Source organism: Enteroscipio rubneri, assembly GCF_963929405.1.
In the GTDB taxonomy this organism is placed as follows: domain Bacteria; phylum Actinomycetota; class Coriobacteriia; order Coriobacteriales; family Eggerthellaceae; genus Enteroscipio; species Enteroscipio rubneri.
Genome location: NZ_CAWVIN010000003.1, coordinates 19,042 through 43,720, shown reverse-complemented (window position 1 = coordinate 43,720; position 24,679 = coordinate 19,042). Strand labels below are relative to the sequence as shown.

General features: G+C 57.4%; 19 protein-coding genes and 1 CRISPR repeat array (1 of these 20 cut by a window edge). Of the genes, 10 read left to right on the top strand and 9 right to left on the bottom strand.

Annotated elements, in window-relative coordinates:
• A CRISPR array of direct repeats spans positions 1 to 455; the repeat unit is 36 nt; unit sequence GTTTTGGAGCAGTGACAAACTGACTGGTAGTCAAAC (it extends 1,747 nt beyond the left edge of the window).
• Positions 456 to 902: 447 nt separating this feature from the next.
• Entirely contained in the window at positions 903 to 1,886 is a 984-nt protein-coding gene (locus ABGT83_RS07505) for a helix-turn-helix transcriptional regulator (RefSeq protein WP_346686786.1), read from the top strand.
• Between the two features lie 32 nt (positions 1,887 to 1,918).
• On the opposite strand, the gene ABGT83_RS07500 is transcribed toward ABGT83_RS07505, so the two are convergent.
• Both ABGT83_RS07500 and ABGT83_RS07495 read right to left on the bottom strand, forming a co-directional pair.
• Entirely contained in the window at positions 1,919 to 2,458 is a 540-nt protein-coding gene (locus ABGT83_RS07500; RefSeq protein ID WP_346686785.1) for a hypothetical protein, read from the bottom strand.
• Positions 2,455 to 2,781 (bottom strand): HIRAN domain-containing protein, encoded by a 327-nt coding sequence (locus ABGT83_RS07495; RefSeq protein ID WP_346686783.1) that lies wholly within the window; start codon positions 2,779 to 2,781, stop codon positions 2,455 to 2,457. Before ABGT83_RS07495 ends, ABGT83_RS07500 begins: the two co-directional genes overlap by 4 nt.
• A gap of 213 nt (positions 2,782 to 2,994) precedes the next feature.
• Between ABGT83_RS07495 and ABGT83_RS07490 the strand changes: the two genes are divergently transcribed.
• Entirely contained in the window at positions 2,995 to 3,984 is a 990-nt protein-coding gene (locus ABGT83_RS07490) for a diaminopimelate dehydrogenase (protein WP_346686781.1), read from the top strand.
• 758 nt (positions 3,985 to 4,742) lie between these two features.
• Here the strand turns inward: ABGT83_RS07490 and ABGT83_RS07485 are convergent.
• A complete protein-coding gene (locus ABGT83_RS07485; protein ID WP_346686779.1) occupies positions 4,743 to 6,167 on the bottom strand; it encodes an amidophosphoribosyltransferase in 1,425 nt (474 codons plus the stop codon).
• A gap of 327 nt (positions 6,168 to 6,494) precedes the next feature.
• Here ABGT83_RS07485 and bfr point away from each other — a divergent pair, with 327 nt between their 5' ends.
• Complete coding sequence (bfr, locus tag ABGT83_RS07480) at positions 6,495 to 6,959, top strand: bacterioferritin (protein WP_103265504.1); 465 nt, start codon at positions 6,495 to 6,497, stop codon at positions 6,957 to 6,959.
• Positions 6,960 to 7,259: 300 nt separating this feature from the next.
• Entirely contained in the window at positions 7,260 to 10,208 is a 2,949-nt protein-coding gene (locus tag ABGT83_RS07475; protein ID WP_346686777.1) for an AAA domain-containing protein, read from the top strand.
• A gap of 4 nt (positions 10,209 to 10,212) precedes the next feature.
• On the opposite strand, the gene ABGT83_RS07470 is transcribed toward ABGT83_RS07475, so the two are convergent.
• From ABGT83_RS07470 to ABGT83_RS07460, 3 genes are all read right to left on the bottom strand, one after another.
• Complete coding sequence (locus tag ABGT83_RS07470) at positions 10,213 to 13,263, bottom strand: UvrD-helicase domain-containing protein (protein ID WP_346686775.1); 3,051 nt, start codon at positions 13,261 to 13,263, stop codon at positions 10,213 to 10,215.
• A 267-nt stretch (positions 13,264 to 13,530) separates the two neighbouring features.
• Positions 13,531 to 14,175 (bottom strand): hypothetical protein, encoded by a 645-nt coding sequence (locus ABGT83_RS07465; RefSeq protein WP_346686774.1) that lies wholly within the window; start codon positions 14,173 to 14,175, stop codon positions 13,531 to 13,533.
• 504 nt (positions 14,176 to 14,679) lie between these two features.
• Positions 14,680 to 15,156, bottom strand: coding sequence for a helix-turn-helix domain-containing protein (locus ABGT83_RS07460; protein WP_346686773.1), 477 nt, complete (start codon positions 15,154 to 15,156; stop codon positions 14,680 to 14,682).
• A gap of 155 nt (positions 15,157 to 15,311) precedes the next feature.
• Between ABGT83_RS07460 and ABGT83_RS07455 the strand changes: the two genes are divergently transcribed.
• The 3 genes from ABGT83_RS07455 to ABGT83_RS07445 all read left to right on the top strand — a co-directional run bounded on the left by ABGT83_RS07455 (position 15,312) and on the right by ABGT83_RS07445 (position 18,369).
• Positions 15,312 to 16,043: a nuclease-related domain-containing protein gene (locus ABGT83_RS07455; protein WP_346686771.1), complete on the top strand. Its 732-nt coding sequence runs from the start codon at positions 15,312 to 15,314 to the stop codon at positions 16,041 to 16,043.
• Between the two features lie 185 nt (positions 16,044 to 16,228).
• On the top strand, positions 16,229 to 16,663 hold the full coding sequence (locus ABGT83_RS07450) for a hypothetical protein (protein ID WP_346686770.1): 435 nt from the start codon (positions 16,229 to 16,231) through the stop codon (positions 16,661 to 16,663).
• A complete protein-coding gene (locus tag ABGT83_RS07445) occupies positions 16,660 to 18,369 on the top strand; it encodes a DNA/RNA helicase domain-containing protein (protein ID WP_346686768.1) in 1,710 nt (569 codons plus the stop codon). Before ABGT83_RS07450 ends, ABGT83_RS07445 begins: the two co-directional genes overlap by 4 nt.
• Positions 18,370 to 19,408: 1,039 nt before the next feature.
• On the opposite strand, the gene ABGT83_RS07440 is transcribed toward ABGT83_RS07445, so the two are convergent.
• Positions 19,409 to 19,588, bottom strand: coding sequence for a hypothetical protein (locus ABGT83_RS07440; RefSeq protein WP_346686766.1), 180 nt, complete (start codon positions 19,586 to 19,588; stop codon positions 19,409 to 19,411).
• Between the two features lie 172 nt (positions 19,589 to 19,760).
• Here ABGT83_RS07440 and ABGT83_RS07435 point away from each other — a divergent pair, with 172 nt between their 5' ends.
• Together ABGT83_RS07435 and ABGT83_RS07430 are read left to right on the top strand one after the other, a co-directional pair.
• The gene (locus ABGT83_RS07435) at positions 19,761 to 20,804 is read left to right on the top strand and encodes a hypothetical protein (protein ID WP_346686764.1); all 1,044 of its coding nucleotides are present in this window, start codon (positions 19,761 to 19,763) and stop codon (positions 20,802 to 20,804) included.
• A complete protein-coding gene (locus ABGT83_RS07430; protein WP_346686763.1) occupies positions 20,801 to 22,414 on the top strand; it encodes a hypothetical protein in 1,614 nt (537 codons plus the stop codon). Before ABGT83_RS07435 ends, ABGT83_RS07430 begins: the two co-directional genes overlap by 4 nt.
• A gap of 47 nt (positions 22,415 to 22,461) precedes the next feature.
• Here ABGT83_RS07430 and ABGT83_RS07425 read toward each other — a convergent pair whose 3' ends face one another.
• Together ABGT83_RS07425 and ABGT83_RS07420 are read right to left on the bottom strand one after the other, a co-directional pair.
• Positions 22,462 to 23,163, bottom strand: coding sequence for a hypothetical protein (locus ABGT83_RS07425; protein ID WP_346686761.1), 702 nt, complete (start codon positions 23,161 to 23,163; stop codon positions 22,462 to 22,464).
• Between the two features lie 19 nt (positions 23,164 to 23,182).
• The gene (locus ABGT83_RS07420; RefSeq protein WP_346686759.1) at positions 23,183 to 24,280 is read right to left on the bottom strand and encodes a helix-turn-helix domain-containing protein; all 1,098 of its coding nucleotides are present in this window, start codon (positions 24,278 to 24,280) and stop codon (positions 23,183 to 23,185) included.
• Between the two features lie 198 nt (positions 24,281 to 24,478).
• Here ABGT83_RS07420 and ABGT83_RS07415 point away from each other — a divergent pair, with 198 nt between their 5' ends.
• The gene (locus ABGT83_RS07415) at positions 24,479 to 24,679 is read left to right on the top strand and encodes a LysR family transcriptional regulator (RefSeq protein WP_346686757.1); all 201 of its coding nucleotides are present in this window, start codon (positions 24,479 to 24,481) and stop codon (positions 24,677 to 24,679) included.

The following is a 24,679-nucleotide window of genomic DNA, read 5'->3' as shown; positions in this document are numbered from 1 at the left end:
CCCCGAGGCAAACGCCTACGTGTTCCGGTTTTGGAGCAGTGACAAACTGACTGGTAGTCAAACGCAGGACGGCGGGTACTGGAAGAGCGGTGCGTTTTGGAGCAGTGACAAACTGACTGGTAGTCAAACCAAGTTGGTCGCCCATGCTACTTCACCTCGTTTTGGAGCAGTGACAAACTGACTGGTAGTCAAACATCTTCATTCGGGAGCTGAATAACTTCCAGTTTTGGAGCAGTGACAAACTGACTGGTAGTCAAACGGCGACCTCAGACGTGACCAAGGTGATAGTGTTTTGGAGCAGTGACAAACTGACTGGTAGTCAAACATCACAACCCGCGTCTGCCCTCGATGCGGGTTTTGGAGCAGTGACAAACTGACTGGTAGTCAAACATGTCGCTGGGCGAAGTGCTCGGCGCGTGGTTTTGGAGCAGTGACAAACTGACTGGTAGTCAAAAGCTGCGCGAGGTCGGCTTGCATAGTTGTCAGTTTTGAAGCAGTGGTGAACATTGCTACCTACAATCACCCGCAAGCGGTCATGCCCTTCGTCATCGACAGAATGACTTCCGGCTAGCGTGGGCGCAGAGGCTCGCATGACGATGACGAACAACGCGAGTGGCGGTCTTATAGCGGGCTAGAATTCCGACTAGAGCTGCTCGTCGAGTGCGTATCGATCGGCCTGAGTAGCGGGCTTGTGACTTTTGGGGTAGCGACATTGCCGATATGCTTCTAGAAAGTTTACGCCAGACAGTAGCATTTTCTCCCCTAGACAATATTAGCCGGCTTTAGCTATTCCAGCAGTAAATCATAAAACCAGATGAGATTGCTATAGGCGGATACTGTACAGATGGTCTATACTCCGCATCGGAGGAGTGGAGGGCGACTCGATCGCGAGGAGGACTCTCATGGCTGTCAACCGTCAGAAGCTCAAGCTGCTGTACCTTATGCGGATGCTCGAGGAGGAAACAGACTCCGAGCAGGGTCTCACGATGGCGCAGATTCTCGAAAAGCTCGAAGAGCAGGGCATCTCGGCCGAGCGGAAGTCCATCTATCGCGATATCGAGGCGCTGCGCGAGTTTGGTGTGGACGTCCGCACGTATCAGCGCGCTCCGGTCGAATACGCGGTAGAGCATCGCGACTTCGCGTTTCCCGAGTTGCTGCTTCTGGTGGACGCTGTTCAGAGTTCTCGGTTTCTTACGCAACGCAAAAGCGACGCGCTTGTTGAAGGTGTGAAAAGGCTTGCTTCGAAGCGTCAGCGCGCGCTGCTCGACAAGCGCGTGCATGTGGAGGGCCGCATCAAGATGCAGAACGAGTCGGTGTTCTACAGCGTCGACCGCATTCAGGAGGCCATTGCGCGCAAACGCATGATCTCGTTTTTGTACTTTAAGTACGATGCCGCCAAGCGCAAGAAGCCGCAGCATGATGGTGGGCGTTACCTTGAAACGCCCGTGCAGCTTGTGTATTCGGATGGGTACTACTACCTAGTCACCTTCAACGAGAAGCATGACGACTTCGCTACGTATCGTGTTGATCGCATGGACCGTATCATGATGATGAATGAGCCGGCGCTCAGAAACGAGCGCATTGCGACGTTCGATACGCGTGAATTGGAAAGCCGTGCGTTCGGCATGTACCGCGGCGATCCCGTCTCGGCGACGTTGCTCGTGAACGAGGCGGCGATGGGTGCTGTAATCGACCGTTTCGGCAAGGAGGTCGATTCCGTTCCGGCGGACGCAGGCGAGGCGCGTGTCCACGCCGTCGTCATGAAAAGTCCTGCGTTCTTCGGGTGGCTCGCCCAGTTCGGAAGTCGCGTCCGTGTCGAGAAGCCGACCTGGCTCGCGCACGAGTACCGCGACTACCTCGCAGATATCGTGACGGCGTACGAATGAGCGTTCCGGCTTTTTTTGGTGTCGACGAAGCCTCAGACGGCGTGCGGCAACGACCAGATGCGACACGACTCGCGCGAGTGTGCACCCGTGGGCAACGTGCCTCCGATGGTGATGCTCCCTCCATCATCGAGGGTTGTTTCGAGCTCTACAATAAGCTCGCTTTCGTCTGTGTGCAGCACGAAGTTTTCTGCCCGCCGGCCGATCGCGTACGAACAAGGGCGGAAGCTTCTCCATCGCAGGTTCGATGGCTTCTCGGGCTGCGATAGTCCTGTGCGGCATTCGAACGTCGCTAAAGGTTCGTCGGTCTCTATCCTGCCGATGAACAACGCAATATAGGGCCTTCGCATGACGAACGCGGCGATATCGCATTCTTCAAGTCGTATGAGGAACGGCGCGTCAGCAAGATAGTCGCATTCATTTTCATCCCAGAGCGTCAGCACGTCGACTACAAGCGATCCGGCGGCATCGCAGGCCTGGCGCCTGTTCGCATCCGTTACGCCTTGCGCGTCGTCGAACCAACGCCGGTGAAGATTCGCGAATGCCATAGCTGCGTCGAGGGGACGAGTCATCATCGGGCATCCTGTACGTACAGACCCACACGAACCTGGTGCCAGGGGGCTGCTTCAGGGTCGACCTGAAGGATGCGCAGTTCGAACGCCTCGGCGTGTCCATATGCGCACATAAGGGATATCGCTCCGTTTTGATCAGAGGGAATGTAGCCCAGCTTCACGTCTTCGCGATAAATGGCGACCGCTGCGGGATCATGCGGATTTTCAGGCTCGGGCGCAATACGGAGCGTCGCTCCGGGTTTGAGTTCGTTTAGGACGAGCGCACCGTCCCAATGCTGGTATCCTGCGATGTAGTACGTTGCCAGATGGCGCGACGGTTCGTACATGACTGCCTCCTTCGTCCCTTCGTTTCCTCGCGATGCCAATAGTACGCGTTTGCGTCGATGCGCCTGTCCTGCGCATGGGACAGGTAGAGTTCTTTTCCCGAATATGCGGCGATGGGGCTTTCTTGAAATCCGCTGAGTCACGTTGACGCTTACGCGGCCGTTCCTCCATCATGGAAAGGAAAGCATCCGCAGCAAAAGCGATGAGGAGAGCATATGGCGAAAACGCGCATCGGCATTTTGGGATACGGCAACCTGGGTAGAGGCGTGGAGCTTGCCTGTCGCCAGAACGACGACATGGAATTCGCGGCGCTGTTCACGCGGCGCGGTCCGGCGTCGGTAAGGCCGCTGACGGCCGGCGTGCCCGTGTACGCGGCCGATGATCTGGCTGCTCATCGGGACGACGTGGATGTGCTCGTGCTGTGCGGAGGAAGCGCGCGCGACCTGCCCGAGCAGACGCCGGCATGCGCGAGCCTGTTCAACGTGGTGGACTCGTTCGACACGCACGCAAACATACCCGTGCATTTTGCGAACGTGGACGTGGAGGCAAAGGCGGCCGGCACAGTTGCCGTCGTGTCGGGAGGATGGGATCCGGGCACGTTCTCGCTTGCGCGCTTGTATGCCGAGAGCGTCCTGCCCGAAGGCAAGGACTATACGTTCTGGGGTCGCGGCGTGTCCCAAGGGCACAGCGATGCCATCCGTCGCGTCGAAGGCGTGGCCGACGCTCGCCAGTACACGGTGCCCGTGCGCTCTGCGCTCGAGGCGGTGCGCGCAGGCGAGGATCCCGAACTCACCACCCGTCAGAAACACACGCGCGAATGCTACGTGGTTGCTGAGGAGGGCGCCGATAAAGCCGCTATCGAGCGTGCGATTGCGGAAATGCCGAATTACTTCGCCGACTACGACACCACCGTGACATTCGTGACGCAGGAAGAGCTTGATCGCGACCACGCTGGCATTCCGCACGGCGGCTCGGTCATCCGTTCGGGAGCGACTGGCGAGCGTGGTGAGAGCCGTCACGTGATCGAATATGCGCTCAAGCTTGATTCCAACCCTGAGTTCACCGGAAGCGTTCTTGTAGCTTGCGCCCGAGCGGCGCATCGTCTCGCCCGTGAGGGCCAGACAGGCTGTAAGACACTATTCGACATACCACCGGCGTATTTGTCGCCGAAAAGCGCCGAAGAGCTGCGTGCGAGCATGCTGTAGTTCCTTATTCGGTATTCAGAGCACTGCCGCAGCAAGCGAGATAGCAGCGAAAATCGTCCCGGCGCATGCGGCTTTCAAGCGTTCGCGCTCCGAGAGGTCGAATGACACGCCCGCCAGGCTTCGATACGGCGTGGTCGGGCTCTCGCCGGTGCTTGCTTGCCGGGCTTCGAGCATTGCTCGGGTATGCGCAGGATGACGGACTTTCGAACCGCCCGGACATGCGATCACATGGATGCTCGGGCGACCGTCTTTTTTCGGACGCTCGTGTAGTCCGCGGGGCGCTGTCGATTGGAAGATGGGGAGAGCCGTCTCTCGGTGCACGTGCAGTGCTGCAGGGGTTCCCATATCGTGCTCCTCTCGTCGTGTCGATCGCTTGTGAAGAGCAGTGTACGACGGATGGGATGTATCAAGAGTACCTAAAAGGGTACACCGAGTGCGTGCGCATGTCGCAGTCCGAAAAGATCGCGAGCGCTCATGCGTGCTCGCGTTTCCTGCGCCGGGAGTCCCACAACGTGAAGCGGCTTGTATACGGCTCCCTCACGTTCAAGCATGCCCTTGATATGAACGACCGACAAGGCGATGCTGTCGTGCGGAAAGGCAAGCGACGGCAGGTCACGCTTCGGAATACGAGTACGTCGGGCGAGGGTGATGCGAGGCCTGAAAGGCTTGTTGCCGAAAGGCGCGGCCCCGCGCCCAGCTTGCCGCGTAGCCCTGCACAGCGTGCGAGGAGGGCCTTCGAAAGGCTCTGCTGCAGGATCCTACTCGCGCCCCGTCCAGCAATAGGTACACACTTTGTCGCGATCGATGCCGATGGCATCGAGCATGCCGTCGAGCGACTGGTAGCCGAGCGAATCGAAGCCCATCTGCTCGCAGATGGCGTGCAACATGCAGCGCCCGCGTTCGGTAGTGCCGTCGGCGTACTCGTCAAGATGTCGCTGCCCCTCGTCGCCTTCGAGTTCCTGCACGACGCGGCGCGCCAGAAGCTCCATCTCGGATTTGGTGCTCGAGAAGCTCAGATACTTGCAGCTAAACATGATAGGCGGGCAGGCCGACCGCATGTGCACCTCGTCGGCTCCGCACTCGTACAGGAAATCTACGGTTTCGCGCAACTGGGTGCCTCGCACAATGGAGTCGTCCACGAACAGCAGCTTCTTGTCTCGAATGAGCTCGGGTATATGTATCTGCTTCATCTTGGCTACGCGGTTGCGCACATCCTGATTGCTCGGCATGAAGGAGCGCGCCCACGTGGGGGTGTATTTGATGAAGGGGCGTGCGAAAGGGATCTTACATTCCGTCGCGTACCCGATGGCATGGGGAACACCTGAGTCCGGTACGCCCGCCACGTAGTCAAGCTCGGGCAAGGTGCCGTCCCGTTCTTCGGTCTGCGCCATGATTGCGCCATTGCGGTAGCGCATGACTTCGACGTTTACGCCTTCGTAGTTCGAATTCGGATAGCCGTAGTACGTCCATAGGAAAGCGCATATCTTCATCTCGTCGCCAGCCGGGGAGATGGTCTCGAATCCGTCGGCATCGACGAGCACGATCTCGCCCGGGCCTAGCTCGTAAGCGTCGTCGTAGCCCAGCTTATGGTAGGCAAACGATTCGAAGGAGATGCAGAAACCCTCGTCGTTCTTTCCTATGAGCACCGGCAGACGGCCCATCTTGTCGCGCGCTGCGATGATCTTGCCATTTTCGGTCATGATAAGCAGCGTAAGGGAACCTTCGATTGAATCCTGGGCGAACTTGATACCCGAGACGAAATCGTCCTTCTGATTGATGAGCGCCCCAACGAGCTCCGTGGTGTTCACCGCTCCTGAGCTCATTGCCATGAACTGCCTGCCGCAGTTTGCAAAGTAGGATTCCACGAGCTCTTCGGCGTTGTTGATGGCGCCGACGGTCGTGATGCCGAACACTCCCAAGTGCGAGCGCACGAGCAGCGGCTGAGGATCGGTGTCGCTGATACAGCCGATGCCGCTCATGCCGTGGAATCCGGGCAGGTCGTCCTCGAATCGGGTGCGAAACGGCGTGTTCTCAATAGAGTGAATCTCGCGCTGGAATCCCTCGTCCTCGTCGTAAAAGATCATGCCTGCGCGCCGCGTTCCGAGATGCGAATGATAGTCGACGCCGAAAAACACGTCCAACACCACGTCGCGTTGAGATGCCGCCCCGAAGAATCCGCCCATTGCGCACCTTCCGTCCTGCTTGCCTGTCTTGCCAACGAAGCTTTCAGTATAAAGGTTGAAGCGACCTGCCGCGCCGAGGTTGGCGCTCGGTTCGCGTATTCTGCACGGATTCCGCCATTCGGAAGCGAGCTGTTCGGCATTCGAAACCCCGTACGGCGAACGGTTGGCGGGTGGTCGTTTGACGCCGCCGTGTCGGGCGGGCGACGGCGTGGACACGATCTGCGTTCGGAAACCGCAGCTGCGGTCAAGCGCGCGTACAGTGGACGGGATCAGGAGCCGTCGCGCGACGGCTCCTTCCCGATATGCGCCGTTGGAAGGATTGTCACCATGAAGGGAAACCAGGAACTCATCGATACGCTGAACTCGCTTTTAGCAGGCGAGCTGACCGCTATCAACCAGTACATGGTCCATGCGGAGATGTCCGAGGATTGGGGCTATACCCGCCTGAGCGAGAATTTCAAAAAGCGCTCGATCACCGAGATGAAGCATGCCGAGCGCCTCATCGAGAGGATCCTGTTCTTGGAGGGCACGCCCATCGTGTCCCGCCTGGAAGAGATCTGCATCGGCGCCGAGATACCCCAGCAGGTGGACAACGATCACGCTAAGGAGCTCGACACGGTCAAGGACTACAACGAGGCTATCGTGTTGGCGGGCAACGTGCTGGATTACGCTACGCGCGACATGCTCATGGAGATACTACAGGATGAGGATCGTCACGTTGACGAGCTCGAAGAGCTTCAGGACCAGATCGAGCAAATGTCGCTGCCGACCTTCTTGTCCACGCAGAATTAACGGACGAGGCTCATCGAGTTTCGCCAAGCTTTGCACAAAGGCCGCAGTCCGGAAGGGTTGCGGCCTTTGTTCGTGCCCGGATGCGCGGGGGGACGGGCCGGCTTCGGTTCTTGGATGCGCCGATGGATCTGTTCGCATATGGTTCGTGTTTGTTGCCGTACGCCCTCGCAGGAGGGCTCCGTTTATAGGATTACCTGGTCGCACTGGTATAATCTAAACGATGTTCATACGGCGGCTGCGTCTGCTGCGGGAATGGGGAAGCAAGTGGGCAAAAAGCGGGGAGTATCACGGAAGAAGCTCGTGCGATATTTCCGCACGGCGGCCGAGTTGTCGGGCAGGGCGGGCGAAGGCGCCGTTCCCGGCCGCGACTGCTACGAGGACGGTCAGGCGTTCTACTCGCTGCTCTGGTACTTCCGCTCGTGCATCGACGACGATCTCGACAGGGCCGATCTCCGGCGCTACGCCCCGCTCTTGGACGCCTACCTCGGCGCCGACGTCGACGAGGTGCTGCATCCTCCAGCGATCGACCCGGCGCTCGCAGCGGAGGAGGAACGCCTGCTGGCCGAGCTGTTCCCCCAGAGTCCGCACCCGCTCAACGCGAACCAGCGGCTCGCCGTGCACAAGGCGCTCCATTACCCCCTGTCCATCATAAAAGGCCCGCCCGGCACGGGTAAGACCGAGACCATCCTGCGCATCGTGGCCCTGGCCGTCGCGCGCGGCGAGCAGGTGGCGGTGGTGTCCACGAACGCGGCCGCCGTCGAGAACGTCGAGCGGAAGGTGGCCGCAGCGCTCGCCTTCCACGGCGAGAAGACGCTCGCGCAGGCGCGGGAGCTGTTCGACGGCGACTTGGCGTACCGGGCGGCCTGCGCGCACGCGGCCTTGGGCAGTAAAGCGCTTCGCCAGAAGGCGTGCGATCCTCTGACCGGAGCGAACCTCGCGTTCGAGGCGGGCGAGCACGAGTTTCCCGACGGCGAGCGCATCGGCGGGTGGGAGCAGAACAAGCGGCTGGGGGAGTTCGCTGCCAAGTTCCCGTTCGTGACGAGCACGGTGCATTCGCTCAAGAAGTGCTTCGTCGACGGCGACGTGGAGAAGTACGACCTTTTGGTCATGGACGAGGCGTCACAGACGAACCTCATCGTGGGCGTCGTGGCGATGAGCTGCGCTCGGCGGATGGTGCTCGTGGGCGACGAGGAGCAGCTGCCTCCGGTGATCACCGACGAGCACTGCGCGCAGATGCGGCGCGTCTCCGACGAATCGGGTCTGTTCAAGAAGCTCAAGCGCGGCGAGCGCTCGCCCTACGACATAAGCCGCGAGGGGCTGAGCTTCCTCTCGTCATGCTACGAGGTGTTCAGCGACCGCAATCCCGAGCTTCGTACGATGCTGACCGAGCACTACCGCTGCCATCCGGCCATCATCGGCTTCTGCAACGAGGCGGTCTACGGCAACGAGCTGACGGTGAAAACGCCGGTGCGAGACGGTGACGCGCCGTGCCCCATCCGGATCTGCTGGTACGAGGGCGACTACCGCGAGGGGACGTGGCCCCCGGGTGCGCCGCCCGAGGAGGATCCGAACAAGAAGACGCGCTCGACCTGCGTGAACCGCAAGCAGCTGGCCATTCTGCGCGAGGAGGAGGCGGCGCATTTGCGCAGTCTGGCCGAGCGCGGGAAGTCCATCTGCATCCTGTCGCCGTTCAAGGGGCAGATATACCTGCTGAAGTCCCTCGTGCAGCGGCTGCTCGAGGACGTCGTGCCTGAAGGCGCAGTGGAGCTCGAGGTGGGCGAGGGTGAGGAGTTCGAGACGAGCGACCTCGAGCAGGTGTACACGCTGACCGTCCATCGGTCCCAGGGCCAGGAGTTCGACGCGGTGTATTTGCTGCCCGTGGAGGACGGTAACTGGGAGTGGCCCTGGTCGCAGGGGCGCCGGCTCGTTAACGTGGCCGCTTCCCGCGCCAAGGAGGAACTGTGCGTCATCCTGTCGACGAAGCTTCTGGATGGCGAGGTGCAGGAGCGGCTCGCCGGGCGGCAGGCCTACGTCAAGAAGCCGGCGAAGGCCGAGGACGATCCCTGCAACCAGGAGATGTTCGTCCGCAAGCTTGTGGAGTACGCGCATCGCACGATCGAGGGACTCTCCTCTGAAGAGGCAGAGCTGCAGCGCTCCCACCCATGGTTCGGGTTTCACCGTTCGGTCGTCACGTCCATCTTCGACGACATCCCCTTCCTGCAGAACCCGCGGAAGCGCGGCGGCGACCATGCGCCCGAGCAGTGCATCGAGAGAGTCCTGATGGAGATGGACCTGTGTGGGCTGACCTGCACGAAGCACGTGACGTTCGACTTGCTGAAGCTGGGGAAGGAGGGGCCGCGGTTGAGCGAATGCTGCGAGGAGGAGTACCGGAGCTCCTCCGACGCGCATTTCGACTTCGTAGTGTTCGATCCGGCGACGGGCCGTGTGGCGATGGCAATCGAGGCCGACGGCGCCCAGCATCGGTTCGATCGCAAAGCGGGCCCGCGCGACTGTTCGCGGAAACTCGCCGACGACCGGAAGAACGCGGTGGTGCGAGACGTCTGCCACGCGACGCTCGCCTGGCTGGGGCTCGTCCGCGATGGATCGCTCCACCCGGGCAGCAGCGCGCAGGTGCGAACGGACGAGGCTGAGTACCGCACGGGCTGGGACGATTGGGTGCACTTCCCGAAGGAGGTGGGGCCCGACTCGTCGTTCGTGTTCCTGCGCATCCCCTCGGACGGCAGCACGTTTTGGGAGACAGAGGCGTTGAAGCGCGCTGCCGTGCGGGTCGGGGCGGACAAGCTCATTGACGGCTATCCGCCGCCCACCATCGAGGCGTACCTGAAGGCGCAGCTACGCGCGTTCGAGGCGGGCGAGGTAGCGGGCCTGTACGTGGCGGCGGGGAAGGCCGAGAAGAAGCCGCGACGGCGGCTCGAGCGCGCGGCTATGCAGGAGGACCGTCCGATGACGATCACAGGGTGCTTGGAGGAATGGCGGCGCGACCCGCGCCTCGCCGCGCTGCTCGAGGGGATGGAGGCGAAGGACCTGAACGCCTGCCTCCTGCGTGCCGGCTATCACTACCTCGAGAACGGGGACTGGAGTCAGCGCAAGCCCACCAAGCTCGGCGAGGGGGCAGGCATGTCGACGCACAGCGGGGAGCGGGCGGGCAGGTCCTTCTCGTGCCCCCAGTACTCGCAGGCCGCACGCGACTTCCTTGCCGAGCGCATGGAGGATATTCTGAAGGCGTGACGCGCTAGGACGCGGCACCTTCCAGTAGCGGCGTGAGCGCGCCCCTCGCGAGGACGGCAATGCCGCGCGTGGCGCGCGAGAGCGTGGTGTAGAGGCGGCGGCGGGCCAGGTCGTCGTCGGCGGGGAAGACGCGCGGCGAGGCGTCCGGGACGATGACGTGGTCGAACTCGAGGCCCTTCGCCAACTTGAGCGTGATGAGTACGATGCCGCTTTCGGGCAGCTCGCCGCGCTCGTCCAAGAGCGGCGGCGCGTCGTCGCCGAGCAGCTGCTGGAGCCGTTTGGCCTCGTGCTTCCACGGCACGATGACGGCGGCGAGCCCCTCGGCCGCGCGTGCCCCGGCCACGGCAGCGTGCAGGGCGTCCGCGTAGGCGTCGTCTCCGAAGGCGCGGACGGTCGGCGGCTCGTCGGCGCGCTGGATGGAGGAGACCTGGAGCTGCTCCTCGGGTGGCAGCAGGCTCGCGAACAGGGCGGTGATCTCGGGCGTCGAGCGGTAGCTCGTCATGAGGCGGCATTCCTCCACCGCGCCGCGCGCGGCCTGGAACACCTCGCGCACCTCGTCGAACGTAGCCGTGTCGGGCACGATGGCCTGGTTCGGGTCGCCCAGCAGTAGAAAGTGTGCGCGACGGAAGTAGCGCGCGAGCACGGCCAGCTGGGCGGCGGTGTAGTCCTGCACCTCGTCCACCATCACGTACTTGGCGTCCGGGTTGCCGAGGCCCGTGAGCGCCATCTTCAGGTAGAGCCACTCGAGCGGCGCGAGGCCGTCGGTTTCGAGGAGTCGCATGCCGATTCGGTCGATGCGCAGCCAGGCGTCGTTCTCCACGGCGGCGAAGGCGTCGGCGTAGCGGTCGGTCAGGTAGCGCAGGGCGAGCGCGCGCTCCTCCTGCTCGTCGGTTGGCGCGATGAGCTCGCCGAAGATGCGCAGCTGCTCGTCGGCCTCGAGGGCCTCCAGCTCGTCGAGCGCCTCGTCGGTGCCGGCCATCTGCTTCAGGCGGCTCTCCAGGCGCGCGTACAGCTCCTCGCGCATGAGCGTGATGCGATGCGGGCCGGCGGGGATGCGGCCGAGCTTCTCTGCCAGCTTGCGGATCTGGTCGGCGGCGATGAGGCGCTTCTCGCCGACGCGGACGTCCTTGAAGTCGTTCGCGTCGAACTCGAACGATTCGACAGCCCGGTCGATGCGCGCGAGTGCGGCGAGCGACACGTCGACGTCGCCGCTGCCGCGGTTGGGCGGCAGCAGGCGGCGCGCGAACTCGTTCCAGGTGAGGCTTTCAGGGTTGTGTTCGCCCAGGTCGGGGAGCACGCTTGCGATGTAGTGGCTGAACACCGGGTTCGGCGAGACGAGGAACACCTCGCTCGCATCGAGGCTGCCGCGCTGCTGGTAGAAGAGGTAGGCGATGCGTTGTAGCAGCACCGAGGTCTTGCCGCTGCCCGCGATGCCGCTCACCAGCAGCACCGGCACGTCCTCGTGGCGCACGACGGTGTTCTGCTCCTTCTGGATGGTGGCCGTGATGGCCTTCATCTGCGCGGTGCGCTGCTTCGAGAGCGACGCGAGCAAGAGCGAGTCCTGGATGGCGACGGTGGTGTTGAAGTAGGCGTTCAGGCGGTCTTCCTCGATGTCGAACTGGCGGCGCAGCTTGAGATCGGCCGTGATGGTGCGGCCGTCGGCCACGTAGGAGGTGCGGCCGTTGTCCTGGTTGTAGTAGGTCTCGGCCACCGGCGAGCGCCAGTCCACCACGAGGCGGCGGTAGTTCTCGTCCGAGATGCCGGCCGTGCCGATGTAGAGCTCCTTGGGTTCCTGCCCGGGCTTGAACTGCAAGGCGACCTTGGCGAAGTAAGGCTGCTTGAGCAGGAGCTCCACCTTGGCGAGCTCGGCGGCGTCCGCGTCCTGCGCCAAGTTGTACCCATCGATCACGCGGTTCATGGCCGCGAAGTCCGCGTAGGTCTCCATCGCGTCGGCGTAGGTGGCGAAGTTGGGCGCGAGCTCCTCGGCCATCGCCTTCTTGTCGGCCGCCGCCTCGCGCTGCGCACGCTCCATCTTGCGCACGAGGGCGCGCCCGATCTGCTGGAGCTTCGCGTAAGTTTCGGCGAGGTTACTTTGCTCCTGGCCGAAGACGGGGTCGTGCGCGTCGACGGCGGCGATGGGGCCGCTCGGCTCGTCGGTCGATGTCGGCTTTGGGTCGCTTCCTTCCCCGACATCTTCGCCCTGAGTCGCATCGATTCTGTTCGAGAGCCACGAGCGCATATGGGCGAGCATATCGGAGAAGATCTCCGCGGTGTCGTTTCTTGAGAACGAGAATCCGAAGGGCTGTTCGAGCAGCTTGAAGAGGAATCCTTGGTCCTGCATGGCGAGGCTGCTCGCCGGATGGACGAGCTCGAAGGCGAAGCAGGCGAATCCGACGACGTAGTCGGCCGGGAAGACGCGTTCGCTTCGCAAAAGGCAGCGGTGGGAGAAGAACCCCGCGAGCGCCTCGGGGGAGACGGGGCTTTCACGGAACTCGTCATCCGAGGCTCCGAACAGGTCGAACGGCGTGCTCGTGCTCGTGGTGTGCACGATGTCCACCTTGTCGGCGTCGCGCACGATGTCGCAGAATGTGCGCGTTCGATCGTCGAGCCCGGCAGGCAGTCTGAAATCGCTATGCAGTTCTATTGCCGTTCGGATAAGGGCGTCCTGCGACGCATCCGCTGCGAAGCTGCGCATGAGGATGGGGACGTCCGCACCCGCCGGGCGGTCTGCGGGGCGTGCGGATGCGGCAGCCTTCCGGCCTTCGGGTTCGAAGAGGATTCGAGCGCTCAGCGCTGCATGGCTCGTCGATTTCGCATCTGAGAACGTGTTCCAGCGGCGGATCTGCTCGAAGCGTCCGATGTCGTGCAGAAGGCCGCACAGCCACGCCAGATCGACATCGGCTTCCGGCAGGGGAAGGCTCGCCGCGATGCGCTCGCACAGCTCGGCGACGCGCAGGGAGTGCTCCGCCTTGAGCGCGATCTTGGGATCCGCCGTATCGTATGAGGCGAGGTAGTCATGAAACGCCGCGAGCGCGTGCGCGCGATCGATGTGCATCGATTCCTCCTGAGTGCGATCCGTCCTGGCGCGATTGTGCGCGACAGAATATGGTACCGGTTGTTCGTGGAGGCTTCATGCTCGAGCGCGAAATTCTTCGCGAGTTGTTGCCATGGGCAAGACGCTCACGCCGTGTCGCTGCTGGCGAAGCAAGGCGAGCGATAGAAACGTCGGTATGATGTAGCGCAGCGCGCCATCGCGCGCTGCGGTAAAAGCAGGTTGTTTGCCGAGGATGCGCAGGAAAGAGGTTGCGGACGATTCAAAACATCAGACCGCATCGTCCTTGCGCTTGAATTTGCCGGCGATGCGGGAGGCCTTGTCGACGGCGGCGCGGCCGAGTCTGGGGGCGTCGTCATGGACGCGGGTAGCGGCGGCTTTGGCTCCGTCGGATACCGTTTGCCCCAGCTTCGGGGCCGTTTCTCGCACCTGGTCGGCGACCACCTTCGCGCCCGATGCTGCAACTTTCGCGCCGGCTTGGGCTCCTGAGACGACTGTCTTCGCTCCCGTCTTCGCCGCCCTGGCGACTTCGGGCGCCACGTCTTTGGCCTTCTCGGCCGCTTTGCGTACGTAGGGCTCGGCGGCCGGCGCCACTATGGGCGCTGCGTTCGCCATTTTCTTCACCGTGGGCATGGCGCGTGTCGCCACGCGCTTCACGGTCGGCGGAAGGGGAGCGAACCGCACCACCTGTTCAGTAACGCTGACGGCTCTATTGAACGTCTCGGCGTAGTCGGCTGCCGTTCGTTTCGGAGCGTCCGCATCATGTGCGGGTTCGCGCGCTGCAGCATCCTGCGCCGGATCGCTAGCGGTGGCTGAAGCGGTGTTGTGCTGTTCGGAGGATGATGTATCGTCGGTCGAGCGGTTTTCTGGAGGCCAGGGGTGCGGCTCTGCGGCCTCAGATGATCTTTCGTCCATGGAGGCTCTCCTTTCGCACGGCGTAGGGTTGAAGACATTCTGCGTTCATTCTGCCATAGATCGTTTCGGGCACGTTCGAGGTATTATCTGATCTTCGCCATCTGGTGCCTCGATTCGACGAGGCTGATCCGTGGTACTGCAATGCGCTGTCGCTTGGCAAATCATTTTAGATTTGTAGGAGGAGGGTGATGCTGGACGAGCTGCTCCTGCGTGCAGCTGGATCCCGAAACGTGGGAAGAGGCGTACGAGTGGCTGGTTCGAAGAGCTTGGGAGCTGCGTATGGCTTTTGCGTGACGGAGATGCAATCGGGCAAGCCGATCGTCTTCGGCATCAACGCATCTCCTCCTTGTCAAAAGCCTTGATGCAAAACGAGAGGTTTCCCAGGCCTTTCATGGTCACGTTTGGCACCTGCGACTCTCTGAGCAGGGTGACTCTCGGCTGTCGGACGTGGTTGCGAAGTGCACTTTCCCCGGGAGGCTTCCTCGGTTGATGCTTGAAGTGCTGCTATGAGTTTATCAAGTACGAGAAGATGATGCGCGTGGCTAAAAAGACTCCGATCACGATGACGCCCGAGCCGATGCCGAATAGTGCGCCGCTGGTGAAGTCGGTCAGGTCCGATCCGCTGAACAGAGGCGAGAGAGTCAAAAGGCCGATGCCCGTCACAATGAGCGCGATGGCGATGATGGTGATGCGCTGGCTTTCGAGGCGCTGGATGCGGGCGAGCATCTCGATCATCTGGTCGTTGTCGTACATGCGCAGGTTCTCGCGCTCGTTCTCTTCGCCGTCAAGCAGCTCGCTCACGGTGATGCCGAGGACGTCGCACAGCTCGTTCACGATAGCGTAGTCGGGCATGCACTGGCCGCGCTCCCACTTCGAGACGGACTTGTTCGAGATGCCGAGGCGCTCCGCCAGCTGCGCCTGCGTGAGGTTGAGCTCCTTGCGCTTGCGGGCGATGAACGTGCCGGTTGCTATCTGGTTCACGATGGGCCTCCTCGGGCGGTGCTGGTTGGTTGGTGGGGCCATTGTCGCGTGTAGGGCGCGGTGAGTCCACCGCCCGGAGGGCGAATGTGGGGGCAACTGAGGGGTCGGATCGGTTGCCTTTGGTGCAATGAGCTAGATTTAGGAGGCGATACCGCATGTCGAAAGGACTCATCGGCCTGGTGCTTGATCAGATCTTTGACGCCGATTGGGTCGGTCGTCGCGGTGAGAAGCTGACCGAACACGAACTCAAGCTGGTCAAGCTGTTCGGCCGCGACGGCAGGGTGCTGCGCAACGTGTACGTGCCTAAGGACAATGGCGAGACGTCCGAGATTGATGTGCTGTTCATCACCCAGAAGGGCGTCTTCGTCATTGAGAGCAAGAACTACTCCGGGTGGGTGTTCGGCAATGAAGCCGATCGAAACTGGACGGTCAGCCTGCCGAACGGCCAAAAGAACCGCTTCTACAACCCCATCAAGCAGAATCGTGGCCACATCAAGTGGTTGTCTCGGTATCTTGCCGACAACACCCCGCTGTTCTCGATCGTCGTCTTTTCGGAGCGTTGCGAGCTGAAGAAGGTGATGTTGGAGAGTGACGACGTGAGCGTGATCAAGTGGGATCGCCTTTATGCCACTGTGCGACGGATCTGGGAAGGCGCGGAGGATGCTTTCGAAGCCGAGGAGGTTAAAGACCTCTACGAGCGCCTACGAGCTTTGACCGACGTCGACGAGGCGGTGAAAAGGGCGCATGTGCAGGATATCCAAGCGCGCTATACGAATAAGAAACCTGCAGCGTCTGCGAAGTCGGTTTGCCCCCGATGCGGCGGCGTTCTCGTTCTACGGACAGCAAAGAAAGGCCCCCAATGTCGGCAAGCAGTTCTACGGCTGTAGCAACTATCCTAAGTGCCGGTATATGAAAGAGGCATAAAGCGAGCGAGTCGCGTCATGATATGTTGACGTTGTCCGCGAGGAGGAGTCCGGGTGACGAGGGTGACGTGTGCGGCGAGTTCATGACAACGGAGCCGTATCTGAAACAGTTCGAGCTGGATGTATCGTAGGCGTCGAAGATCCTCGAGGTGTCCAGCTCGGAAGTTCACAAGCGCCGCGTGGAGCTGCTGAGGCCCTGCGTAAAGATGGTGGTGGCGCGCGGTGTGGCTGTTCAGACAATCTTGCCCGACCTTGAGGATGCGATGCCGAGGAAAGCGCAGATCATCGCTGATACCGCCGGCTTGCTTAAGCAAGCCGGCTTCCAAGTGTCGTTATGCAATGTCTGCTCAAACCTCGTAGTAGCCGACAGCGCCACATTCTGGTACGGCAGCATAACCTCCTTCGCCTACACCTGCTTCGACAACCAAGTCCTGCGCTTCACCAGCGGGGATGTAGCTCGGAAGTTAGAGGGGCTGGTGCAGGAGGATCGATGCGTTTTTCGGAAAAGCGCTAGAATGGGAGCCGAGAAGCTGACAATATGGTTTAACGGTCCGACGGATGCGAGAAAGTGCGTGGGCTTATGAGATCTATTCCGACCAACATTGTTCCGGAAGCTCCAAAAGGCGCTCCATTCTTCATCGGCAGGTGCGCTTTCCATTACGGTGAACGAATCGATGTCTCCATTTCTGACTTGGCTGAAGACAAGATCATCAATTGGCCGATGGTGTACATCCTCGCAAACGATGAAGCTGCGTATGTGGGGCAGACGACGAGCGTCGCCACTCGAATTAATCAGCATGGCGCATGCGAGGAAAAGAAAGACTTCACGAGCGTCAACATCATTTTCAATGAAGAGTTCAATGCTTCGGCTGTAACTGATTACGAGCATCGCCTCATTGGTCTTATGCACGCAGACGGAAGATATCGGCTAACTAATAAAAACGAGGGCATGACCGACACTAACTACTTCTCGAAAAAGCAGTACGCAGAAATGTTCGAAGATTTATGGGAAGAGTTGCGTCGGCTTGAGCTGGCGGATCACACCATCGACGATATTGAGGAATCCGAGGTCTTCAGATATTCCCCGTACAAAGGCTTAACTCCCGATCAAAGGGTTGCTCTTGATCGCATTTTGGAAGCTATCGACAACGGGTTCGAAGAAGCGGAACCTATCGTTGTCGAGGGCATGCCCGGTACGGGGAAGACGATACTTGCGGTATACCTCCTTAAGGCCCTAAAAGACGATCCTCGGTACGCAGGCTTGAACATTCGGATAATCGAACCGGTTACTTCACTAAAAAACACGCTTCGTAAATCTCTTTCGGGAGTAAGCGGCCTGAGTCCAAGCGATGTTATAGGGGCTGCCGATCTTGTTAAGCCCGAGTACGGTTTTGTTGAGGGCGACGAGGAAAGCTTCGACATCGTTCTGGTCGATGAGGCTCATCGGCTCAAGCAGAGGGTGAACCTCGGCACGCAGTTCGGCAATTACGATAAAGTGAACAGGAAGCTCGGATTGTGCAAAGAGGCGACCCAATTAGACTGGATCCTCAACCAAGCGAAACTTCCCATCTTCTTTTACGACCCCTTGCAGGCTGTTGGCCCCTCGTGCGTCGGGGAAGATAGCATCCGCAGTGCGTTCGGGGCTGCTCACGACTATCCGATCAGGCTTGACAGCCAAATGAGGGTTAAAGGGGGCAAAGAGTACTTGGACTATGTGGCCGATGTCTTGGCAGGCAGGTGCCCTCGGCCTCGTTCATTCGAAGGCTATGAGTTTGTGTTGCATGAAGGGTTCACGTGCTTTGTCGATGCGTTCGAGAAGGTCTATAGCGAGCACAATTTGAGCAGGATGATCTCCGGCTACGCATGGGAATGGAAGACTCGTAAAAAGAAAGCTTCGAGTTCGTTCGACATTGAAATCGACGGGATACAGAAACGCTGGAATCATACTTACGATAATTGGGTGGGCAAGGGTATGGAGAACCCGGCCGTTGCTCGCGAGATCGGATGCATTCACTCGATTCAAGGCTATGATCTCAGCTATGCGTTCGTGATCATCGGCGAGGATCTTAAGCTCAATCCGGAAACCGGGCAGCTCGAGGCGAACAGGTCAAGCTATTACGACAGGAACGGTTTCGCCACTGCGTCACCAGAAGAGTTGACGCAGTACATAAGAAACATTTACTACGTCTTACTCACAAGAGGTATTAACGGCACACACGTTTATGTGCACAATGCTGAGTTGCGGGAGTATTTGAGAGGGTATTTCACAATGCAGCCAAAAACCGAATAAGGGGCGCGGAGCTTGTTGGTTGAAGGGGTCAACCCCATGCATTTCAAGAGCCGCACAGCGTCTTCATTCGGAATGCTTTATAACATAAGGCGCATTGCGAAAAGAAGGTTATTTAGCAGTTTATACTCCTCGCGGTTGGCGCCGAGGTTGTAATGAAACTTGTTTCCATGGGCGACGTCATTGTGCATGGTTGTAATCTTTCTGCCTAGTTGGGTGTTTTTGCGGTTGGTGCCGGTATTTTCAAAAGCGGCACTAGCTATTGCATTGGGCGATGTTCACGTAGGCATCCTTCATTAGGTCATAATCGAATAGGTTTGCTTCGCACCCAAGACAGGATTCGAAGTTTATTTGCCGACGGTAATCGTATACCCAGTAAGCTTCAGCCGAGCATCATAGCTCCCTATCGCCAACGGTAGCTGAATCCAAGTCGACAACGTTTTCCAAGCTGGTTGTAGATGTGATTGAGCAGGAATCATCTTCGCATTCGATTTAAATGTTTGTCATAGGACAAAAGGAATCTATGTATGGTCCGGAAAAGCGAAGCCTGCCGATATCTTTCAGCTTAAGATCATCGTAGATTGCCCGATATGCAACTACACCTAAACTGACACCATGATCTCGCAATCCGGAACGATCCGCAACGTGAAAGGCTACGTATTCACCCGATGGTCTAATCGAACCTTCAATGATCGCCTCTACCGCCGTCGATTTGATGACATAACTCGAAAAGAAGATTTCCATCGATTGCGAAGCCGCTGAGCGGTTCGTCAGATGCTTTTGTTAATGTTTTTCCGTCGAAGTAGAAATGCATCCCGGGCTCCACGAGCGCGAGTGGTTCGCAAACATGGTTTATCACGCCATTGATTGGTATGTTTTTCTTGGAATGTGTTACGTACGATCAGATATTCCTAGTGTCATTTTTCCCATGTGTAAGAATGGTCACCCTACTCCCACTCTAGGATGCCAAGTGTGTCGCAGGTATTTTTGCGTGACTTCTGATCATTCGGCGACTTAGCGATATCTACTCGTTGAACATATTTTATACCCATACGATACCCAGAGTATAGCAGCGCTGACTTTGCCTTCGCTTAAAGCGCTTGCGGTCATTGCGGAAAGCTGCTTCTGGTTTGCTGATGCCTTTTCCTGTTGTACGACTGACAAAGCGCAAGCTGTATGGCGACTCTTCTTTCGCATCGCCGAGTTCTTCCAAAATACCCATAAATACTTCACACCGATAGCGCTTGCTATCGGTGTGAAGTATTGCATGCTAAAATCAATGTAAATTCATAAGCGCAGATAAAGTCTTTAACAGGTTTGGTGCCGATCGAGCAATTTGATGGGGATGGCGGCATTAACGTCTGGGAAATGCCAACAACGACTGCGAGGCGGCTATGGGCTATAAGTTTATTTCGGTTGAGAAAGGAACACCTGCGGGGAACGATGCAGAGGCTAGGGCCTTGCTGCATCTTCTCTGCTTTTCGAATGAGCGCGATTCCATCGAACAATTCGCTATTGATTGCTTCAATGATGTGACGGGTATGGACAAGCCCTGTATGGTTCTTCACGACGTCCAATCTAAGGCGGGGAAGAATATAACGCCAGCCAAACTGGGTGAGTATTTGGTAACGTTGTTTGAGAACGATGCTAGCGAGTTTGTTTGTTATTTTAAAACATTGACTCTTTTCATTGGCGGAGTTTCGCCGAGTGTTCTGGACGACCCCGGTCTATCGGAGTTCGGATTTTATGATATGCGATTAAAGGCTCAGGATAGCGTGCGGCAACATCTTATTGATGAGTGTCGCAGAAGAGACAATGGGCTTTCAGACGAGCAAATTAGTAATGCTAAAATCGATAGTTTTTTAAAGCGCGTTAGGTTCGTTACTGCGAAGACTGAATCAGTCGAATACATCCAGCCCCTTGTGCGAACATCTTCTGCCATCATGCCTGACAAACGAAAAATGGAGCGTATCTTTACTGAGATACGGGATAAACAATCTGCCCTAAAGAACTGTGCGGGCATTGCTGGTAAGAGCATTAATAGGCCAGATGAGGTTATGGATTACGGAAGAATCCTGAAACGGAGGGTAATAGAGCTGCTCGTAATCGAGCGTTTGCTTAATCGCGACTTTCTCAAGGATGACACTCCCGATAGCTTTCGCTCCTATCTTCAATCCTTTCCGCCTGATGTCAACGACGAAGAGTTGGTCGAAGATTGTAGAAACAGTCTATACCTCCAGTATTTCGATAAGAACGATAGGGACGCGTTTTGGCATCTCCTTGATGAGATCGTGGCTGCCCTCGACGCTAGTCCCGATGCTAGCATCGAAATGATTCACGAATGCATTGATATCGAGTCTCTTAAATCTTGTGTTCATCTTGATAAACGGGCGCATTTATACTTTATCGCGACGGTAAAGGACGGGCTATTTAGATGATTGAAGTTAAAGCGATTTATATTGGCAACGATGACGAGTCTTATATTCAAAAAGGATTGACCAAGGGTGTCAATATCATCACAAGCGACGAGAACCATGTTGGCAAAACCATTGTTATGCAATCGATAATGTATGCGATGGGTTCCGATGCGTTATTTCCACCGTCTTTTAAGGATAAACACTATGTCTTTATTGTCGATCTCAATGTCGATGGACGTGAAATCTCCATTCTGCGCAGCCGAGATTACTTTGTCGTAAATGATGGCAGATTGATAGTACCGCTTGAGGGAAAAGGGGCCTTTGATGAATATTGGAACCAGAATATTTCTCCGCTGCCCACAATCGTCAAAGATGGAGTTCCAAAGCTTGTTGGATTGACCTTGTTTCTACAGATGGCATTTGTGACTCAAGCAAGCAGGAATACATCGCGTGTTGTGGGAAGCTACTTTGACAAAAAGGATTTTATCGAAATGGTTTTCGCCGTCGTAGGGCTAGACGCGCGTCAAATGGATTCGAGTACAGAAGCGGACCTAAAACGCAGAAAAGCCGTTCTTGATACCAGAAAGCGAGAACTATTAAAACAATCTTCGTCCTTGAGGCAAGCCGGAACCTCACTTGCTGCAATAAGTCCTACCGCCGACAGAGAAGAAACCGCCCGGTTTGTTGCAGAGCTTGATAGGCTGAGAAATCAAATCGCTGAGCAAAAAAAGCAACGTAACCATGCGTACACCCGTATGAAGAAGAACGAAGCGGTTCTGGCGGAACTACGATCTCTCAATCGTGAGATAAAGGTTGGTTCTGTTGTTTGTCTCGAGTGTGGTTCGGAAGCGATAGGATACAAAATGCCTTCTTCGGACTTTGCTTTTGACATAACAACCGACACTATGCGCAAGCAAATTCTCCTTGCTGTACAAGAAAAAATAGACGCGTATTCATCTGAGATCGATTTTCTTGAAAAAGGGATCCGTGAATTGCAGTCAAAATTTAATGCCTTGACCAAAGAAAGAGAGATTACGCTCGAAGATATCTATGCGGTGCGAGAAGACTACGGTGATGTAGAAAAGGTCGATCATGAACTAACGTCTGTCTGCGAAGAGATTGATGAAATCAAGGAACGCTTGAGAGATGCTAAACGGGTAGATGAGGAGTTGCGCGAGGAGCGGGTCGATTTCAAGACAATGATTTTGGATACGATGAACTCCGTAAGAAGGACGGTGAACGATGATCCAAATGCTGAAGAGTATACCGACCTCTTTACTACGGCCGTGAGTCAATATATGGGCAGCGAAGCCACCGAATTTTATATTGCACGAGTCTATTCGCTTGCAAAACATGTCCAACATGGATTGCCGGTGCTGATTGACTCGTTTCGTGCGGAAGAGCTTTCTTCGGCAAGGGAAGAGAGGGCGCTGCCTTTCTTCGAAAGTCTACCGAACCAGATAATTCTCACTGCTACGCTCAAGGGTGAAGAAGCCGGCAAGTATCGAAATGCGGACAAGATTAACAATATTGACTTTGCTGGTTACACCGAGAATAAATTGCTCTCTGAAGCATGTAATGAAGCATTTAAAGTAAAAGTCGGAACTTTTGGAGTGGAGTTGAATGTCTAATTAGGCAGAATCGCGATTCGCTTAAAAAAGCTGAACGCCATTCTTGCTTAAAAGGGGGAGTCGTTATGCGGCTCCATAGTTAGTGTGGTTAAGCCTTGCGCGGATGTGATCGCGCTTCTTGACGCTTGGCTGGTAGGGGCGACGCCATTTTCTCTAAGCAAATCAATAATGTATTTAGATAGCAAAACGACTCTTTTTAGGTTGACCCAAGCAGGCTTGCTAATGGAGAGTTCGCCATCGGGCTTACCATCCGAAGCGTATCTAAAGCGTGTCCCCCTTGGGTCAACCTCATCAAGAAATGAAACAAACTCACCGATTCCTTGCGTCTTCTCTTTTCCAATTGCGTTTTCGATACGTGTGCGAGTTATGCCCCATATCTTTGCGAGATTATGCACTCTTTCCACCGAGCCGCCTTCTGAAACTATGGCTGACTTAAGGGTTAGTTCAATTGCATGGCGGCAGAGGTGTAGTGCTGGAACGGAAAGTGGAGGATAGGCTAGTGCGCGAAACCATGCGGTATAGTCTGTAGCTTTGTGATAAGCATGCTCAGATAATATAAGCGCCGATTCAATATACGCGTCAATATACTCGGCCCAAGAAGCGGCATCGCGGCGGTTTTCGATGTAGAAAAGGCTTGTCGATAGAGGCAAGACTTCCATCGTCCTTGGATCATTCGGCGAATCAAGGTGCATAAAGAGAACCTGGTTTATATTGAATGATTCGATTTCAGTATTTTCTATCTCGGACATTTTGTTCTCCCGATAGCGTCTATGCTCTTAAAAATCCTTCTTTATACCCGAAATCAAACCTATCGTAGTCGCTCTCCATGCCGCACATTCGGCGATTGCTGTCCCATGCAGGGCGGTAGCGGGATTCGTGACCACACCTCGAGGCTTCGGGATCGTATGCGTCTTTCCATGCTCGATACGCGAGCGCATCTTGATCGTATTCGGCTAGGGCTTGATGCCATTGGTCGATGATCTGCTCTATGCCCGGCTGAACCGTCCTCAGTACGGGCAGGCCTTCGACCATGTCGGGCACGAGGCCGTAGACGTTCGCAAGCTGGAACAAAGCATGAACAGCCTGGACGGGGCTGCCGAAGTCGAAAAACGTTAGCGCGCCCTCTGTGACATCCAGCGCCGCGGCGATCCTTTGGAGCGGTGTGTACTTGGGCAACCTCTTTTTCTGCTCGTAGCTGCGGATGGCCGATTCAGTCGTTCCCGTCAAAGATGCCAAATCAGCTTGGGTGAAGGCCGGGTCGTGCGTCTTTCTCAGCCTTTGAAGGGTTTCCGAGAAGCGTATGTTCGCCCAAGGCTCGATGGGCGCATAGTCGCCGTTCGCGGTTCTCTCGTAGCGAAAAGGGAAGTCCTCGCGAGAGAAGTCGGCGCAGAACCCGTCTTTCCAGCGTTCGTACTGCACGCGGTCGATCAGTCCGTCTTTGAGGGCGTCGTACTGCCTCGCCCATTCGGCGAATGCGCTTTCCATGAACTCGTTGGCAGGGGAGAGGAGCGCGAACCTTTTGTCCGAGCCAGGCTTCAAGCCGTATGTCTCTCCGAGTTGGAAAAGCGCATTGGCTTGGATGCTGCCAGCCTCGAAGTCGTAGAGCCTCAGAGCCTCCGGTCTGACCCCGAACGCCTTTGCAAGGGATTCAAGGTGGCCCTGCTTAGGGTTCGATTTCTGCTGCTCGTAGTTTCTTACCGCCGACTCGCTGATGCCTGCCCGGGTCGCGACTTCCTTTTGCGTCCAACCTTCGCGCAGCCTCAGATCTCTGAGCTTGGCTGCGAAAAGATAGGACTGCCAGCGCTTGCCCGCCAGCTCGCGTGAATAGTCCTTCGCCAATTCGGCGGCGGCGTCAAACAGGCTCATGCGCTCCTCCATCGTGTCGTGATGCGTGGCGAAACATTATACAGGAGAGCGGAAAATAACTCAAATATGTATTAGTTATGTCTGGGTCGATCCGAGTGATACGAGACTTAAAAGTGTGTTAGTATCGGCTTGCAGAACAACTTAAAACTGTATCACTAAGAGGCTGTACGAAGGAGCGACTGAGAGAAAGGGAGAAGCATGAACGAAGAGAACAGGCTGGTGGGAGTTCGTGAGGTGATGGACGTGCTCGGTGTGTCGAAGGCGACGGCCTACAAGATCATTCGCGAACTGAATGAGGAGCTCAAAGCCAGCGGCGTGAGAACGATAGCGGGCCGGGTCAACCTCCGTTATTTCGAGGTGAAGTTCTTCTCCGTTCCCAGCGGCAAGGGAGGCGAGTAG